This window comes from Bradyrhizobium sp. SRS-191, from assembly GCF_024586915.1.
Classification (GTDB): domain Bacteria; phylum Pseudomonadota; class Alphaproteobacteria; order Rhizobiales; family Xanthobacteraceae; genus Bradyrhizobium.
Genome location: NZ_JANBVS010000009.1, coordinates 1 through 17,669 on the forward strand (window position 1 = coordinate 1; position 17,669 = coordinate 17,669).

Below are 17,669 nucleotides of genomic sequence, written 5' to 3' on the forward strand. Positions count from 1 at the left end.
ACCCTCTCCCCGTGAAGAACGGGGAGAGGGAGCGCAGCGCCCGAGATGCGGCTGATGCAATGCGATCGATCTACAGTCGAACTAACATTAGTCCTTCGAATTGACTCTCAGTCCTTCGCTCTCGCTTCGTCGGCGAGCCGCATGAGCATCTTGCGCAATCCTCCCGGCGTGGTGACGCGCTCCGGAAAATCGAGTCGCAACGTCTTGCCGTCGGCCATCAGATCGAGCCCGTCGGGATCGCAGCCGCTGCATCGCCACTCCGCCGGCCCGGCACCGAGCAGCTTCGTCGCGTAGAGACCGAGCGCGTCGCGATGATCTTCGTTCATGTGTTCGATGTCGCCCTGCTCGGCCGAGAGCAGCTCGGAGGCGTCGGAGATGTCGGTCAGAAACTGCTCGGGCTTGAGATCGACGATGCGACCGAATCCTGCGACGAGATGCGCGCCTGCCGGACGAATGACGAAGAACGAGAAGTCGGCAAAATCGGCATAGTCGCTCGCCGACGGATGCGCATTGAGATACCGGCGACGCAAGCTCTCCCTGTTCTCATCAGTTGCTTGTTCGGCCCTGCCTGACAGCATGATCCGAGCACCTTCGAGCGGATCGCCCGGCGCGCGTTCATCGAGCATCAGCGACACGCGCGAATCGGCGAGAACGTTTTTCGTATGCACTGCTAATCGCGAGATCAGGATGATCGGCGCACCGTCAAAGGCCGTCGCGACGTTGACGAGGGAACAGTAGGGATCGCCCGAACCCGTCATCAGCGTCGCGAGCGCGCCTTGCCGGCTTCGTCGCAGCAGGGACGCGGTCACGCGGTTAGGGTTAAAGCTCGCAGACATCGTCTTTCCCTCGTCCATCCGGTTGCAATGAAGGCCTTTTTTCGGCTAAACGGGCCACAAACCTGGGCACGACACAAGACTTTGCCATGGTATTTGTGGAACTCGGTCACACTTCAGCCCAGCTTGCATTGCTCGTTGACCATGTTCGAAGCCCAAATACGCGGCCCTTATCTTGATTCTCGAAGTCTCGGCGTAACCAGACTCTGAAAGCAGGCTCATGCCCACAATCGCCTTGGTCGATGACGACCGTAACATTCTGACATCCGTCTCCATCGCGCTAGAGGCCGAGGGTTACCGGATCATGACCTACACCGATGGCGCATCGGCCCTCGACGGCTTCCGGACGAGCCAGCCGGACCTCGCCATCCTCGACATCAAGATGCCGCGCATGGACGGCATGGAAACGTTGCGGCGGCTGCGCCAGAAGTCCGACCTGCCGGTGATCTTCCTCACCTCCAAGGACGAGGAGATCGACGAGCTGTTCGGCCTGAAGATGGGCGCCGACGACTTCATCCGCAAACCGTTCTCACAACGCCTCCTGGTCGAGCGCGTCAAGGCCGTGCTGCGCCGCTCGCAGCCGAAGGATCCGACGGCGCTGCCGAAGGAGAACGACGCCAAGGCGCTGGATCGCGGCCTGCTGCGCATGGATCCGGAGCGGCACACCTGCACCTGGAAGAACGAGCCGGTCACCCTGACCGTCACCGAATTCCTGATCCTGCAGGCGCTGGCGCAGCGTCCGGGCGTGGTCAAGAGCCGCAACGCCCTGATGGACGCGGCCTATGACGACCAGGTCTATGTCGACGACCGCACCATCGACAGCCACATCAAACGGCTGCGCAAGAAGTTCAAGATGGTCGACGAGGAGTTCGAGATGATCGAGACCCTCTACGGCGTCGGCTATCGCTTCAAGGAAACCTGAAGCATTGCTAGAAGCGACGTCATGCGAAATTGCGCGCTGACGTCGCGGCCTGGATTGGATAGACTACGCCTGCGCGGTTATTGGAGCGCAGATGCCGGAACGGGGCCATTGTTGCGGCGAATTGGTGCGGCAAGTTGAAGGTTGAGGTCTCGCGCGAGACCGCCGCACGGCCCTTGCCGAACCTTGCAAACCGAACCTTGCAAAATCCGGAATCGGAGCACTCACATTGCTCGATCGCACGCAGTCTGACCAAGCCTTGAACGCCGACGATTCTGCGGCGTTGACTGCCGCCGAGATGGCCGACGAGACCCCGCAGGTCTCCGGCTGGCAACGTCCGGTGAGCTGGCTGCGCCGCGCCGGACAGTTCCTGTTCGCGCTGTCGTTTTCGAGCCTGACCCGGCGCATCGTCTCGCTGAACATCGCCGGCCTACTCGCTCTGGTTGCGAGCATTCTGTATCTCTCGCAGTTCCGCGCGGGCCTGATCGATGCGCGCGCGCAGAGTCTCCTGGTCCAGGCCGAAATCATCGCCGGCGCCATCGCGGCCTCCGCGACGGTGCAGACCAACACCATCACGATCGATCCCGAGCGGCTGCTCGATCTCAAGCCGGGCGAGAGCTACGGCGCGCCGGACGAATATTCGCCGCTCGACTTCCCGATCAACCCCGAGCGCGTCGCGCCGGTGCTGCGCACGCTGATCTCGCCGACCAAGACGCGGGCGCGGATCTACGATCCGAACGGCGGGCTCCTGCTCGACAGCCGCAACCTCGAGAACGTGCTGCGCTTCGACCTGCCGCCGCCGTCGAGCGAGAAGCCGGGATTCGTCGAGCGCGCGCTGATTTCGGTGCGCACCTGGCTCAATCGCGGCGACCTGCCGCTGTACCGCGAATACGGCCCGGAGAACGGCAACGGCTACGAGGAGGTGGCCGACGCGCTGAAGGGCCAGAAGCGCAGCATGGTGCGCGTCAACTCGCGCGGCGAGGTCATCGTCTCGGTGGCGGTGTCGGTGCAGCGCTCGCGCACCATCCACGGCGCGCTGATGCTGTCGACACAGGGCGACGACATCGACCAGATGGTCACCGCCGAGCGTCTCGCGATTCTGAAGGTCGGCGGCGTCGCCTCCGCCGTCATGATCGTGCTGTCGCTGCTGCTCGCCAGCACCATCGCAGGTCCGGTGCGAAGGCTCGCCGACAGCGCCGAGCGCGTCCGCCGCCGCATCAAGACCCGCGTCGAGATCCCCGACTTCACCCGCCGCCGCGACGAGATCGGCCATCTCTCAGGCGCGCTGCGCGACATGACCGATGCGCTCTATGCCCGGATCGAGGCGATCGAGATGTTCGCCGCCGACGTCGCACACGAATTGAAGAACCCGCTGACATCGCTGCGCTCGGCGGTCGAGACGCTGCCGCTGGCGCGCAACGACAACAGCCGCGCCCGCCTGCTTGCCGTCATCGAGCACGACGTGAAGCGGCTGGACCGGCTGATCTCGGACATTTCCGATGCCAGCCGGCTCGATGCCGAGCTGCAGCGCCAGGACATGACGCTGGTCGACCTGCGGCGACTCCTGAACACGCTGACCTCGGTCGCCAACGAGACCAAGAAAAACGGCACCGACGTCGCCGTCGAGGTCCGCTTCGAAGGCCGCGGGGTCAACGACACCTTCTCGGTGCCGGGCCATGATTCGCGGCTCGGCCAGGTGATCTCGAACCTGCTGTCGAATGCGCAGTCGTTCTCGGCCGCCGGCGGCAAGGTGCGCATCACCTGCCGGCGCGTGCGTTCCGAAATCGAGATCACCGTGGACGATGACGGCCCAGGCATCCGCGAGGACGCCCTGCAGCGCATCTTCGAGCGCTTCTACACCGACCGGCCGCACCAGGGCTTTGGCCAGAATTCCGGCCTGGGCCTGTCGATCTCCAAGCAGATCATCGACGCCCATGGCGGGCGGATCTGGGCCGAGAACCGGCCGGGCCCAGTCGATGACGAAGGCCATCCGACCGCGGCCGGCGCGCGCTTCATCGTCCGGCTTCCGGCGTCGTGAGCGCCGCCACGGCCAGCATCCATGCCTCTGCCGTCAAGGTCGGGACAAAGGCCGTGCTGATCCGCGGCCCCTCAGGCTCCGGAAAATCGCGCCTGGCGTTCGACCTGATTCTCGCCGGGCGCAGCGGGCAGATCCCGCCGGCCGTTCTGGTGGGTGACGACCGTGTTCATCTCGCCACACGCAGCGGAGAAATATGGGTCAGCCCTGCCCCGTCGCTGGCCGGCCTGATCGAGATTCGCGGGCTCGGCATCCGCTCCTGCGACCACGTGTCCGGGGCGCCGATTGGTCTCATTGTCGATTTGATGGCCGAGGATGCGGCGCGGCTGCCGTCCCGCGAGGCGCTGCGTTGGCACGAAAACGGTATTGAATTGCCGCGAATTCCGGTCGGCAGGGGGTACGAGCCCCTGCCGCTGGTTGTGGCCGCGCTAACCACGACCGAGAGTTCATGACCCGGTAATCTTTCGGCCGATTGTGTGGAGCGAATTGGTAACCATATCACCCCCACTATCGCGACCCGATAGACCGTCGCCAGCTCCCCGCCCCTACCTCTAAATCCGGGAGAATCGCGAACATGCCCTCTTGCGCGGGGGCTCCGGATGGTCAAAGTGGCGCGTTCGTGCGGTGCACCCAAGGCGCCCGCGAGGAGTATCCGATGATTGGCCTGGTACTGGTGACCCATGGGCGCCTCGCCGACGAGTTCAGGGCGGCGCTCGAACACGTCATGGGTCCTCAAAAGCAAATAGAAGCGGTCACGATTGGCGCCGACGATGATTCCGATCTCTGTCGCAGCGACATCATCGAAGCCGTGAACCGCGTGGACACCGGCGACGGCGTCGCCATCCTCACCGACATGTTCGGCGGCACGCCGTCGAACCTCGCCATCTCCTGCATGAGCCGGCCCAAGGTCGAAGTGCTCGCGGGCATCAATCTGCCCATGCTGGTGAAGCTCGCCAAGGTGCGCGAGGAGCGCTCTCTGCCCGACGCCATCGCCATGGCGCAGGAGGCGGGACGCAAGTACGTCACCATCGCCAGCCGGGTGCTTGCCGGCAAATGAGCGACGACGACGCGCCGCAGGACAATATCGCCGGACCGGCCGTGCCTGCCGGCGCGATCTCGCGGGAGCTCCTGATCACCAACAAGCGCGGCCTGCATGCGCGGGCATCCGCCAAGTTCGTCCAGATGGTCGAGAAGTTCCAGGCCGAGGTCTGGGTCACGCGCGGCGGCGAGACCGTCGGCGGCCGCTCGATCATGGGCCTGATGATGCTTGCGGCGGCGCCGGGCACCAAGATCCTGGTGTCGGCGACAGGCCCCGAGGCCGAAGCCGCGCTGCAGGCGATCACCGACCTGGTGAACGACAAGTTCCACGAAGAAGGGGTGTGAGCCTCTTCACCTCTCCCCGCCTGCGGGGGCGCGAAGAGCTTCGCTCGCGCTGAGAGGTCGGATTGCATCGCCAGATGCAATCCGGGTGAGGGGGTACAGGTCTCACCACATATACTCCCCGCGCGGCTGCCCCTCACCCCAGCCCTCTCCCCGTAAGAACGGGGCGAGGGAGCGCACCGCCGCTGTCGCTACATCTTGGCGCAAGAGCCGTCGCGCAGACCGCAGCTATCTCCCCGGCCCCTGGATATACACCTTCCAAACGATTGCAGGGCCTGCCAGGCCGTGGAAGAAGCGCTGGGTGGTCATCACGACGGGCTCGGCTTTGGGCGCTTCCTTGGCCATCCAGGCCTCGCAGGCCGCGATCCGGTTGTCGGTCGTGTCGCAGACGCCGATGAAGCCGTCGCGCTTGAGGTCCTCCAGCGTGCTCAGGCCGGAGCCCCAGGTCTCCTCCGCCGTATAGGGCACGGTGAACGGCCGCGGATGGTCGGGGCTGTAGAACGTCATCGGCGTGTCCATCTCGGAATAGCCGGCGACGTGTTTCCAGGGCGAGCCGAATCGGGCGTGCCAGGCCTGGGTCAGCTGCTGCGCGAGTTGCGACCGCGCGCCGTAGCCGGTGACGCCGTTCGGGTTGGCCGCCATCTCGCGCCGGGCGATCCAGGGCGAGGCGACCAGCGTCAGCAGCGACAGCACCAGCCAGACCGCGGCAAGCCGCGGCAGCATGGTCCGCCGCAGCCGCAGCGCCGGGATCGAAACCAGCGCCAGCGGCACCAGGAAGAACAGCGAGATGCCCCAATCGGTCTTCATGTAGATCGTGAAAGCGAGGCCGCCGAGCGGAGGCCCGACCGCGACCACCGCCTGCACCAGCCAGACATTGAGCGCCTGGCTGCGATTCACCCCGGGATTGGGACCGCGCCGCCAATTGTGGAAGGCGAAGCGCGGCGGCCAGGTGAGCACGAGCGCGGCCAAGGCCACCGGCAAAGCGAGCAGCGCGAGATTGTGCCCGACATAGCCGAGCACGAGCCCGGCGGCGCGGCCGCGATCCGACAGCGAATAGACGTCTCCGGCATAGGTGAGCGGGACGAAGTCGACCCGCCACAGCCACACCAGGTGTGGAACCATCGCCAGGAACATGGTGACGATCGCGACCCACGGCGCCGGCGAGGCCAGGAAGCGCATGCGCTCGGGATGCAGCAGCGCGGCGAGACCGATGGCGCCGATCATGGTCAGCACCCAATATTTGGTCATCAGCGCCGCCGCGCCGGCGAGGCCGAGCCAGATGCCGGAGACGGCGCTGCGCTTCTCGAAGGCGTTCAGATACGCCAGCACGACCAGCGGCAGGGTCAGCAGCTGCACCAGGTCGGCGTTGTACTTGAAGCCCTTGAAATTGAAGATCGGGTACAGCGCCACCATCACGACGACGAAGAACGCCCGGCGGCGGTCGACCACCTTCAGGCTCGCGAACCAGACGATGACCAGCCCGCTGCCGGCCATCGCCATCGCAAGCGCATAGGTTGCCCAGTCCTTGATCGGAAACACCGAGAACCACAGCCCGGCGATCCAGCCCGACAGCGGCGGATGCTTGCCATAGCCGAGCAGGAAGCGGCTGCCCCAGGCATAGGCCTCGGCAACGTCCATATGGACGTCCTGGGCCGCCTTCAGATTGGTCAGGATCGCCGTCCACAGCACCACATGGACGAGAACGAAGCCGATCACGACCCAGAACGAGGTCGCGGGGTCGGTGGCGCGCGCCACCAGCCATGCGGCCAAACGCTGCGGTCCGAGGCGGTTGCGCGGGCGGACCGCCTGATGCGGCAGAGAGGTACTCGACATCCGCCCTCGGTAGCCTGTTTTCGACGCACAGGGAATCAGCTTGGCGTGAAGAAAGGCCCTGGAAATTCAGCAATATGGTTGCTGGTTGGGGGCGTGAGATGCTATTTGCGCGGCCCATGACGACCGTCCCCATTCCCAACATTCGCAACTTCTCCATCGTCGCCCATATCGACCATGGAAAGTCCACGCTGGCCGACCGGCTGATCCAGATGACCGGCGGATTGTCGGACCGCGAGATGGCGGGCAAGGAGCAGGTGCTCGATTCGATGGATATCGAGCGCGAGCGCGGCATCACCATCAAGGCGCAGACCGTGCGCCTGCAGTACCGCGCCAAGGACGGCAAGGATTACATCTTCAACCTGATGGACACGCCCGGCCACGTCGACTTCGCCTACGAGGTCTCGCGGTCGCTGGCGGCCTGCGAGGGCTCGCTGCTGGTGGTCGACGCCAGCCAGGGCGTCGAGGCGCAGACGCTCGCCAATGTCTACCAGGCGCTCGACAACAACCACGAGATCGTCCCGGTCCTCAACAAGATCGACCTGCCGGCGGCCGAGCCGGACAAGATCAAGCAGCAGATCGAGGACGTCATCGGCATCGACGCCTCCGACGCGGTGATGATCTCGGCCAAGACCGGCTTGGGGATTCCCGACGTGCTGGAAGCCATCGTCACCCGGCTGCCGCCGCCGAAGGGCGACCGCGACGCGACGCTGAAGGCGCTGCTGGTCGACAGCTGGTACGACGTCTATCTCGGCGTCGTCGTGCTCGTGCGCATCGTCGACGGCGTCATGAAGAAGGGCAGCCGCATCCGCATGATGGGCACCGGCGCGGCCTATGACGTCGAGCGCGTCGGCTTCTTCACGCCGAAGATGACCCAGGTCGACGAGCTCGGTCCCGGCGAGGTCGGCTTCATCACCGCCGCGATCAAGGAAGTCGCCGACACCCGCGTCGGCGACACCATCACCGACGACCGCAAGCCGGTGTCGGAGATGCTGCCGGGCTTCAAGCCGGCCATCCCTGTCGTGTTCTGCGGCCTGTTCCCGGTCGACGCCGACGATTTCGAGACGCTGCGCGCGGCGATGGGCAAGCTCCGGCTCAACGACGCCAGCTTCTCGTTCGAGATGGAAACCTCAGCCGCGCTCGGCTTCGGCTTCCGCTGCGGCTTCCTCGGCCTGTTGCATCTGGAGATCATCCAGGAGCGGCTCTCCCGCGAGTTCGATCTCAACCTCATCGCGACGGCACCGAGCGTCATCTACAAGATGAAGCTGACCGACGGCGAGGAGATCGAGATCCACAATCCCGTGGACATGCCGGACGTGGTCAAGATCGCCGAGATCCAGGAGCCGTGGATCGAGGCCACCATCCTGACCCCGGACGAATATCTCGGCAGCGTGCTCAAGCTCTGCCAGGACCGCCGCGGCAATCAGAAGGAGCTCACTTATGTGGGCGCCCGCGCGATGGTCAAATACGACCTGCCGCTCAACGAGGTGGTGTTCGACTTCTACGACCGGCTGAAGTCGGTCTCCAAGGGCTACGCCTCGTTCGACTATCACCTGACCGACTACAAGCCGGCCGACCTCGTGAAGATGCAGATCCTCGTCAACAACGAGCCGGTCGATGCGCTGTCCATGCTGGTGCACCGGACCCGCGCGGAGGGGCGCGGCCGCGCCATGGTCGAGAAGATGAAGGATTTGATCCCGCCGCACATGTTTCAGATCCCGATCCAGGCGGCGATCGGCGGCAAGGTGATCGCGCGCGAGACGGTGCGGGCGCTGCGCAAGGACGTCACCGCGAAGTGCTACGGCGGCGACATCACGCGTAAGCGGAAGCTTCTGGAGAAGCAGAAGGAAGGCAAGAAGAAGATGCGGCAGTTCGGCAAGGTCGACATCCCGCAGGAAGCCTTCATCGCCGCGCTCAAGGTGGACAGCTGAGGCGCGGCGGGGTGGCCCCGCCTCCTCGTTTCATCAGCACGATAGGCTGAAGAAAATCCGGATTCCCTCGCGAAACCAGCACTTCCGCAAAAGTACGGTATCTCTTCCTTAATGGTATTCTGAGACCCTTGCTGCAAAGCAAGGAATGCACAGAATGTCCCGCCTTCGGTCGATCTCCGCCCGTCTCATCGTCGCGCTCTCCCTCACCGTCGCCATCGCCTGCGCCGTGCTCGGCACCTTCTCGGTGATCCAGCAGCGCGCCTTGACCCGTCTGGCGCTGGAGCAGCAGCTCAAGCTGCAGTTCGACAGCGTGGCCGCCGGCATCGATTATGAGGGCCGTGCGGCGCTGGCGGTGAGCTCGACGCTGGCGGCGCTGCCGCCGATCGCCGACGCCTATCTCAAGGGCGATCGCGACGCGCTCGGCGCCCTGCTCGGCGGCGCCATGACCTCGCTGAAGGCGCAGGGCATCCCGCTGGTGAACGTGTGGGCGCCGCCCGCCACCAACTTCTATCGCGTGCATGAGCCGAAGGTGTTCGGCGACGACACCTCCAAGCGCCGCATCACCGTGGTCCAGGCCAACCAGACCGGCAAGCAGATCGCCGGCGTCGAGCAGAGCCGGCTGTCGCTCGGCATCTTCGGCATGACGCCGATCATGCGCGACGGCAAGGCGATCGCGACCGTCGATGTCGGCGCCGCCTTCGGCAAGGAGTTCGTCGACCGCGCCAAGCAGCGCTTCGGCATCGATCTCGCGGTCTACTGGATCAACGAAGGCCAGCCGAAGCGTTTGTCCTCGACGTTCGGCGACGACGTCGTCGCCACGTCCGAAGAGGTGCTCGGCGTGTTCAAGGGCGCGCCGATCCAGCGCGACGCCACGCTGGCCGGCCGGCCGGCCGCCGTCTATGTCGGCCAGATCAAGAACTACGCCGGTGACCCGATCGCCGTGCTCGAGGTGATCAAGGACACCACCGCCTATGAGGCCGCCGCCGCCAACGCGCAACGTCAGCTGATCCTCGGCACGCTGGTGATCCTCCTGCTCGCGGTCGCGGTCGCGCTGTTCGTCGCGCGCGGCATCTCGCGCCCGCTGGTCGCGATCACCGCCGTGATGCACCGGCTGTCGAGCGGCGACACCGATGTCGCGATCCCCGGGGGCGAGCGCAAGGACGAGCTCGGCACCATGGCCCAGGCCGTCGACGTGTTTCGCCGCAACATGATCGAGACCAGCAGCCTGCGCGAGGCGCAGGAGGCGAGCCAGCTTCAGGCCGAGCACGACAAGCAGGCCCTGCAGCGGCAGATGGCCGACCGCTTCGAGGCCGACGTCAAGGGCGTGGTCTCGTCGGTGGCCAAGGCGACGGCCGACATGGAGCGGGTCGTCGAGGAGATCACGGTCAGCGTCAACGGCACCTCGCAACGCACGGCTGCGGCTGCGGCGGCCTCCGAGGAAGCCTCGAGCGGCGTGTCGACCGTCGCCGCCGCCTCCGAGGAGCTCGCCTCCTCCGTCACCGAGATCGGCCGCCAGGTCGCGCATTCGAGCAAGGTGGCCGATGGCGCCGTCATCAAGGCGCGGCAGACCACCGAGATGGTCAGCAGCCTCGCCGCCGCCGCCGAGAAGATCGGCGACGTGCTGCGGCTGATCGATGCGATCGCGAGCCAGACCAACCTGCTGGCCCTGAACGCCACGATCGAGGCGGCACGCGCCGGCGAGGCCGGCCGCGGCTTCGCCGTGGTTGCGGCCGAGGTCAAGGAGCTGGCCGGCCAGACCGCCAAGGCGACCGAGGAGATCGCCGGCCAGGTCAGTTCGATCCAGGCTGCGACCTCGGACTGCGTCACCGCCATCGGCGGCATCAGCGGCACGATCCAGGAGATCAGCGGCATTGCGGCGACCATCGCCGCCGCCGTCGAGCAGCAGGGCTCGGCCACGCGCGAGATCGCGCGCAGCGTCCAGCAGGCCGCCTCCGGCACCACCGAGGTGTCGCAGAACGTCGTCGGCGCCAGCGACGCCGCCGAACAGTCGCGCCAGCTCGCCGATCACGTGATGACCGCGACGCGCGATCTCGGCCGCCAGGCCAGCGAGCTGTTCAAGAGCGTCGACACGTTCCTCGCCGGCCTGCGGCAGGCCGCGTGATGCCGGAGGCGGCGGACCGCGAGACCGCCGCAATTGTCCGCCCCGCCTGGTCGTGTTCGTAGCCGCCTCCAGGCGCCGGTGATAGGCTGCTCCGATCCGACATTCGGAGGCAGCCATGCCGGCGACGGCTTCTCGCAGCAAACGTCCGCCCAGCGCACGGCCGGCCGCGCCGGCCGCCGTCGCCGCGGTGTTCGCGGCCTATCCCAACCGGATTCGCACGCCACTGGAGGCGCTGCGGCAACTGATCCTGGACACGGCAAGGACGACACCAGGCGTCGGCGCCCTGGAGGAGACCCTCAAATGGGGCCAGCCGAGCTATCTCACCGCGGAGACCGGTAGCGGCAGCACCATCCGGATCGATCAGGTCAAGGCGGAGCCCGGCCGTTACGCACTCTACGTCCATTGCCAGACCGATCTCATCGCGACCTTTCGTGAGCTCTATCCGGAGCTGAGCTTTGGCGGCAATCGCTGCATCCTGCTCGACGATTCCGGCGCCCTGCCGGAACAGGCGCTCCGGCACTGCATCGGGCTCGCTCTGACCTATCACCGCCGCAAGCGTCGGGTGGAGACGCCATAACCCATCCGCACGATGGCGCGAACGATCCACCCGGCCGCAGGCGCGCGCAGCGCAAGCCGCCTCAGGCTGGGCCGCCCGGCGTCAGCGCAAAGCCTTCGTCGCACCAGCCGGTGATGCCGCCGATCATGATCTTCACCGGCAGCCCGAGCCGCGCCAGCCGGATCGCCGCACGGTTGGCGCCATTGCAATGCGGACCGGCGCAGTAGACCACGAAGACCTTTGCCGGAAATTCGGCCATCCGCTCCGCGGTCATGGTCCGGTGCGGAATGTTGATGGCGCCAGCGATGTGCCCCCTGGCGAACGAGGCCGGGCCGCGGACGTCGACCAGGATGAAGTCCGGATCGGCGGCGCGCAGGCTTTCATGCACGTCCCAGCAATCGGTCTCGAACGAGAGCATCGCCTCGAAATGGGCGAGCGCCTGCGCTGACGGCGCCGCGGGCACCTCGGTGACATGGGTCGTCATTTGATCTCTCCTGCGATGGTGCGTGAGCTGGTCCAGTCTCGCGCGTGACGCCGGACGACCCAAGTGACGGATCGGACAAAGTCCGGTAAGTTTCCGCCAATGCCACGACCTGCGCGCCATCCCGATCCGGATCCCGGCCTCGTCGCCGTCATCACCTATGACGGGCTGTGCACGTTCGAGTTCGGCATCGCCGTGGAAGTGTTCGGACTGCCGCGGCCGGAGTTTGACTTCCCCTGGTATCAGTTCAAGGTCGTGTCGGCCGAGAGCCGGCGGTCCCGCGCGATCGGCGGCATTGTCGTCGAGGCCGATGCCCCGCTCGCGCGCCTGAAGGACGCCCGCACGATCATCGTGCCGGGCTGGCGCGACCGCAACGAGCGTCCGCCGGAGCGGCTGCTGCGCGCCATCGCGCAGGCGTCCGCGCGCGGCGCGCGGTGCCTGTCGATCTGCTCGGGCGTGTTCGTGCTGGCGGCGGCCGGCCTGCTCGACGGCAAGCGCGCCACCACGCATTGGCGGCACATGCCCGATTTGAAGCGGCTGTATCCGGACATTCGGATCGAGGACGACACGCTCTATGTCGACGAGGGCAATGTCATCACCTCGGCCGGCAGCGCGGCGGGGATCGACGCCTGCCTGCATCTCGTCCGGCGCGACTTCGGAGCCAAGGTCGCCAACGCCGTGGCGCGGCGTCTGGTGATGCCGCCGCATCGCGACGGCGGCCAGGCGCAATATGTCATTGCGCCCATTCAGGCACGTCCCGGACGGACCATCGGCGACATCATGGATTGGGCGCGCGCACGGCTGTCGCAGCCGATCGCGATCTCTGCGATGGCCAAGCGCGCCCGGATGAGCGAGCGCACCTTCCTCAGGCGGTTCAACGAGGCCACGGGATCGGGCCCTGCGGCGTGGCTGCAGCAGGAGCGCATGGCGCGGGCGCGCGAGCTCCTCGAAGGCGCCACACTGCCGCTCGCCGACATCTCGGCGCAGTGCGGCTACCAGTCGCTCGAAACCTTCCGCGTCGCCTTCCGCCGCAGCGTCGGGACATCACCTGCGGCCTATCGCATGCGATTCAGGGCACAAGGCTGACGCGTATCGGTTGAAGTGAACTGCCGGCTGCGATCTCCACCTCTCCCCAACGGGGAGAGGTGGAGATCCCGCGGCAGCGGTGAGCCTACCTGAAGAACGCGACGGGCTTCGTTCAGGCCACCATCGCCTTTCCCGATGGCGCGCCGTCTGCGGCATCGCGCTGCGCCTGCAGCAGGCCGACGATCTCGGCGTTCGGTCGGGGACGGCTGAACAGATAGCCCTGGGCCTCGTGGCAGCCTTCGGCGCGCAGGCAGCGCAGTTCGGCCTCGGTCTCGACGCCCTCGGCGGTGATGGTGACGCCGAGACCCTTGCCGAGGCTGACGATCGAGCGGACGATCGCCTGCGCCTCGCGGTTGGCGGCGAGGTCGCGGATGAAGGACTGATCGACCTTGATCTTGTCGAACGGAAAGCTGCGCAGATAGCTGAGGCTGGAATAGCCGGTGCCGAAATCATCCATCGAGATGCGCACGCCGAGCGCGCGCAACGCATGCAAGGTCGCCAGCACCTGGCCGCTCTTCTCCAGCACCAGCGTCTCGGTGATCTCGAGCTCGAGCCGGCTCGCCGGCAGGCCGGACTGCTTCAGCGCATCCATCACCAGCGACAGCACGTTGCCGACACGGAATTGCAGCGGCGACATGTTGACGGCGACCCGCACCTCGTCCGGCCATTTCGCCGCGTCGCTGCAGGCCTGCCGCAGCATCGAGCGGCCGAGCCCTGAGATCAGCCCGGTCTCCTCGGCAATCGGAATGAACTCGGACGGCGGGATCATGCCGCGCTCCGGATGCGGCCAGCGCACCAGCGCCTCGAAGCCGGTGATGCGCCCGGTCACCAGATCGATCAGCGGCTGGTAGTGCGGCTGCAGCACGTCGCGCTGGATCGCGTCGCGCAATTCGGTCTCGATCTTGCGCCGGCTCTGCGCCCGCGCATCCATGCCGGACTCGAAATAGCTGAACGAGCCGCGCGTCTCGGTCTTGGCGCGCGACAGCGCCATGTCGGCGTTCTTCAGGAGCTTCTCGGCGTCGTCGCCATCGTTCGGCGCCATCGCGATGCCGATCGTCGCGCCGATCGTCACCGAGCTGCCGTCGATCAGATAGGGATCGGCGATCGCCTGCAGCAGCCGGCGACAGAGCTGGGCGGCATCCTCAGGGCGCGCCAGGCCGCCTTGCACGATCGCGAACTCGTCCGAGTTCAGCCGCGCCACGATGTCCTCCTGGCGCAGGATCGAGCGCAGCCGCTTGCCGACGCCGCGCAGCAGCCGGTCGCCGACACCATGGCCCAGCGTGTCGTTGATCGACTTGAAATTATCGAGGCCGAGCACCAGCACGGCCATCTTCTCCGAGCCGCGCCGCATCTGGATCAGCTTGTCGTCGGTCTGCTGGCGCAACAGGCTGCGGCTCGGCAGGCCGGTCAGCGCATCATGCTGCGCGAGGAAGGCCAGCCGCGCTTCGGCGCGCTTGCGCTCGGTGATGTCCATCAGCGCCAGCAGCACGGCCGGCTGGTCGTTGTGGACGAGATGGCGCGAATAGATCGCGAGGTCGATCAGCGTGCCGTCGGCTCGGACATGCTTCCAGGTCCGCGCCGCCTTCTCCTCGCTCGACTGCCCCTCGCCGGCCCAGGGCGTCTCGCTCTCATAGGCCTGCAGGTTGCGGATGCTGAGCCGTTCAAAGGCGGTGCGGCTATAGCCGTAATGCTGAACCGCGGCGGCGTTGACGCCGAGCACCCGCCCGTTGTCCCGGGCACAGACGATCATCGGCACCGGATTGCCGTCGAACAGCAGCCGAAACGACTCCTCGCGCTGCTTCAATTCGGTGATGTCGACACGCAGGCCGACGATGCCGCCGTCGCCGGTCAGGCGCTCCTCGATCAGGATGGTGCGGCCATCCGAGAGCTTCTGCTCGTGGCGTCCGCTCGGATGGAACAGCTTCTCCAGCCGCTCGGCGATCCATTCCTCCTCGCGACCCGCGGCTTCCGGATACTCGCCGCGCGCCACGCCGACCCGGATCGTGTCCTGCAGCCGCGCGCCGGAGGCGAACAGGTCGGAGCTGCGGTTGTAGATCTCGGCGTATTTCTTGTTCCAGAGAATGTAGCGGCCGTCGGAATCGAGAAAGACGATGCCCTCCGGCAGGAGGTCGATCGCCTCCACCAGCCGGTCATGCGCCTTCTTCGCCTCGGCGATCGCGGCTTCTGCCTCGGCGCGGGTGCTCGCCACCTCGGCGGCCGCATCCGTCGCGCACTGGTTGTGCCGACCCAGCTTCGGGGCGGGCCTGACCGGGCGAATCGAATCACGGGCGCGGGGCGCGCGATCGAGCTTCTTTGCTTTGTTTGGCCGAACGGGCCGCATCGCCTGCCTCACTCTCCTTCTCGAAGGCAGTTTTCGGCCAAGTGTCTGAAAAAATGGTATCTTGATGCGGGAGAGCGACAGCTAAAGGTTACGTGAAATACGACATACACTCGCGCATCGCGTGAGCGGCCAACCAGGCGCCGCATGAACGGAGAGCCATGCCACAACTAGGAGTAAGTGAACGTGGTTGGCACGCGGCATAAAAGACACGCATTCCGTGTATTTGCCGCTCCGGCTTTGTCCATCTACCGAACGAACTCAGGCAATTGAACCTTGTTACACCGGGTTCCCCAAATCCAGAGCAGGGTTACGCAAGCATTAACGGCCAGGCTTTCCCACATCACAAATGCTGGATGGGATGTGACCAGGCCCGGACTTTCCTGCCCACAAGCAGCCGCTACACTGAATGGATGCACGTCCGCCTGATTCTGCCCGCCGCTTTGGCCATGGCCCTCCTTGCCGTGGCCACGCCCGTCCTCGCCCAGGACAAGGGAAGCGTCGAGCCCAAATCCTTGCCGCCGCTGGCCCATCCGGATGATCCGAGCACGCCCGCCAAGGAGCTTTTCGCCCGCAGGATCCTGCCCTCGGCGCAACCGACCAAGGTGATCGGCACCTATAACCGCGGCTGCATCGCGGGCGCCGAGCGGATGCCGATCAATGGCGAGGACTGGCAGGTGATGCGGCTGTCCAGGAACCGCAATTTCGGCCACCCCAACATGATCGCGCTGCTGAAGCGCCTCGCGGATCATGCCCGCAAGGACGCAGGCTGGCCCGGCATCCTGGTCGGCGACATCGGCCAGCCGCGCGGCGGCCCGGCGCTGAGCGGGCATGCCAGCCACCAGATCGGGCTCGACGCCGACATCTGGCTGACGCCGATGCCCGAGCATCGGCTGTCCCGCAACGAGCGCGAGGAGATGTCAGCCGTCATGATGGTGCGCCCCGATCGCCTCGACGTCGATCGGCGCGTGTTCACGAAGGGCCATCTCGCCGTGATCCGCGCCGCCGCGAAGGAGCCGGCGGTGCAGCGCATCTTCGTCAACGCCGCGATCAAGAAGGCACTGTGCCGTGACGCCAAGGGCGACCGCAGCTGGCTGACCAAGGTGCGGCCATGGTGGGGCCACGACTATCACTTCCACATCCGCATGGTGTGCCCACCGGGCAATCCCGACTGCCACGGCCAGACCGACCAGGAGGGCGGCGACGGCTGCGGCGACCTCGACTACTGGTTCTCCGACGCGGTGCTGCATCCGCCGCCGCCGAAGGAGCCGCCGACGCCGCCGCAGCCGATCACGATGGCGCAGCTACCGCCGAGCTGCCGCGCGGTGCTGCACGCGCCGGATGCCAAGAATTGAAGCGGCAAGAATTGAAGCGGGTGGCACGCAGATGGGGGTCGCGCCGGCCCTGCTCGACGGGCTAGACTGACGGCATCGCGCCGTAAGCGCGATGATCACACATCGGGATGACGGTCCCTCCTCCTCATCGATCCGCTGCGAGCAACCGAACCGCAGCGCATGTGCATTGCGAGTCCGTCATCATGCTCATCCGACCGTTCGGCGCGGCTGCCGCCCTCCTCCTGTTGGCAACAACGGCCGCCCACGCCGCCGAGCCCAGCGGCTGCGACAAGTTCAAATGGGACATTGCGCGGGAGCGCGCGGCGCTGACCGCGAGCGACCGACGAAAGCTCGACTCGGGCGGAGACCTCGCAGCGCTGCCCGCCTCCGGCGTGCTGCTCACATTGCGCCCGCTTGCCGAGGCGAAGTTGCCGACCCCGCCGGAACGCGCGCCGAAAGACGGCAGCTTCGCCGGCGTCACGCGCCTGACGGCTGCGCCGAGAGCGGGCATCTACACCGTGAGCCTGTCGACTGCGGCCTGGATCGACCTCGTGCAGGACGGCAGGATCCTGAAGCCGATCGCCTTCAGCGGCGCCACCGATTGCGACGGCATCCGCAAGACCGTGAAATACGAGCTGGCCGCCCAGCCCTTCACATTGCAGATCAGCGGCGCGCCGCAGGCGGAGATATCAATTGCGATCCTGCCGGCGGAGTGAAACAAATCTACTTATATTTGAATGCTGATGGGCCAAGCTGACCTCATGAACGAGGTTCTGAAGCAACCTTGCTCGTACTGTTACGGCTCCCCGATGCCGATCAGGAAC

At 66.3% G+C, this 17,669-nt stretch carries 15 protein-coding genes; 11 read left to right on the top strand and 4 right to left on the bottom strand.

Annotated elements, in window-relative coordinates; translation table 11 throughout:
• Positions 1-107: 107 nt before the first annotated feature.
• Positions 108-836 (bottom strand): HugZ family protein, encoded by a 729-nt coding sequence (locus NLR35_RS17525; protein WP_257168017.1) that lies wholly within the window; start codon positions 834-836, stop codon positions 108-110.
• A 217-nt stretch (positions 837-1,053) separates the two neighbouring features.
• On the opposite strand from NLR35_RS17525, the gene NLR35_RS17530 reads away from it, so the two are divergent.
• From NLR35_RS17530 to NLR35_RS17550, 5 genes are all read left to right on the top strand, one after another.
• Positions 1,054-1,755, top strand: coding sequence for a response regulator transcription factor (locus NLR35_RS17530; protein ID WP_006611449.1), 702 nt, complete (start codon positions 1,054-1,056; stop codon positions 1,753-1,755).
• Positions 1,756-1,981: 226 nt separating this feature from the next.
• On the top strand, positions 1,982-3,790 hold the full coding sequence (locus tag NLR35_RS17535; RefSeq protein ID WP_257167778.1) for a sensor histidine kinase: 1,809 nt from the start codon (positions 1,982-1,984) through the stop codon (positions 3,788-3,790).
• Positions 3,787-4,239 carry an HPr kinase/phosphatase C-terminal domain-containing protein gene (locus NLR35_RS17540; protein WP_257167780.1) on the top strand — a complete coding sequence of 151 codons (453 nt, stop codon included), beginning with the start codon at positions 3,787-3,789 and terminating at the stop codon, positions 4,237-4,239. Before NLR35_RS17535 ends, NLR35_RS17540 begins: the two co-directional genes overlap by 4 nt.
• A 203-nt stretch (positions 4,240-4,442) precedes the next feature.
• Positions 4,443-4,844, top strand: a complete 402-nt coding sequence (locus NLR35_RS17545) for a PTS sugar transporter subunit IIA (protein ID WP_006611446.1) — start codon at positions 4,443-4,445, stop codon at positions 4,842-4,844.
• Complete coding sequence (locus NLR35_RS17550) at positions 4,841-5,170, top strand: HPr family phosphocarrier protein (protein WP_257167781.1); 330 nt, start codon at positions 4,841-4,843, stop codon at positions 5,168-5,170. The genes NLR35_RS17545 and NLR35_RS17550 overlap by 4 nt, the downstream gene beginning before the upstream one ends.
• A 225-nt stretch (positions 5,171-5,395) precedes the next feature.
• On the opposite strand, the gene NLR35_RS17555 is transcribed toward NLR35_RS17550, so the two are convergent.
• Positions 5,396-7,000: a glycosyltransferase family 39 protein gene (locus NLR35_RS17555; RefSeq protein WP_257167782.1), complete on the bottom strand. Its 1,605-nt coding sequence runs from the start codon at positions 6,998-7,000 to the stop codon at positions 5,396-5,398.
• A gap of 116 nt (positions 7,001-7,116) precedes the next feature.
• Here NLR35_RS17555 and lepA point away from each other — a divergent pair, with 116 nt between their 5' ends.
• From lepA to NLR35_RS17570, 3 genes are all read left to right on the top strand, one after another.
• Complete coding sequence (lepA, locus tag NLR35_RS17560; protein WP_257167783.1) at positions 7,117-8,928, top strand: translation elongation factor 4; 1,812 nt, start codon at positions 7,117-7,119, stop codon at positions 8,926-8,928.
• A gap of 154 nt (positions 8,929-9,082) precedes the next feature.
• Positions 9,083-11,050, top strand: coding sequence for a methyl-accepting chemotaxis protein (locus NLR35_RS17565; RefSeq protein ID WP_257167784.1), 1,968 nt, complete (start codon positions 9,083-9,085; stop codon positions 11,048-11,050).
• 115 nt (positions 11,051-11,165) lie between these two features.
• The gene (locus NLR35_RS17570; protein WP_257167785.1) at positions 11,166-11,627 is read left to right on the top strand and encodes a DUF1801 domain-containing protein; all 462 of its coding nucleotides are present in this window, start codon (positions 11,166-11,168) and stop codon (positions 11,625-11,627) included.
• Positions 11,628-11,688: 61 nt separating this feature from the next.
• On the opposite strand, the gene NLR35_RS17575 is transcribed toward NLR35_RS17570, so the two are convergent.
• Positions 11,689-12,090 (bottom strand): rhodanese-like domain-containing protein, encoded by a 402-nt coding sequence (locus NLR35_RS17575; protein WP_257167786.1) that lies wholly within the window; start codon positions 12,088-12,090, stop codon positions 11,689-11,691.
• A 99-nt stretch (positions 12,091-12,189) separates the two neighbouring features.
• On the opposite strand from NLR35_RS17575, the gene ftrA reads away from it, so the two are divergent.
• Positions 12,190-13,173, top strand: coding sequence for a transcriptional regulator FtrA (ftrA, locus tag NLR35_RS17580; RefSeq protein ID WP_257167787.1), 984 nt, complete (start codon positions 12,190-12,192; stop codon positions 13,171-13,173).
• Between the two features lie 112 nt (positions 13,174-13,285).
• Here ftrA and NLR35_RS17585 read toward each other — a convergent pair whose 3' ends face one another.
• The gene (locus tag NLR35_RS17585) at positions 13,286-15,514 is read right to left on the bottom strand and encodes an EAL domain-containing protein (protein ID WP_257167788.1); all 2,229 of its coding nucleotides are present in this window, start codon (positions 15,512-15,514) and stop codon (positions 13,286-13,288) included.
• Between the two features lie 410 nt (positions 15,515-15,924).
• Here NLR35_RS17585 and mepA point away from each other — a divergent pair, with 410 nt between their 5' ends.
• A complete protein-coding gene (gene mepA / locus NLR35_RS17590; protein WP_257167789.1) occupies positions 15,925-16,866 on the top strand; it encodes a penicillin-insensitive murein endopeptidase in 942 nt (313 codons plus the stop codon).
• Positions 16,867-17,048: 182 nt separating this feature from the next.
• A complete protein-coding gene (locus NLR35_RS17595) occupies positions 17,049-17,561 on the top strand; it encodes a hypothetical protein (protein WP_257167790.1) in 513 nt (170 codons plus the stop codon).
• The last annotated feature ends 108 nt before the right edge of the window (positions 17,562-17,669 follow it).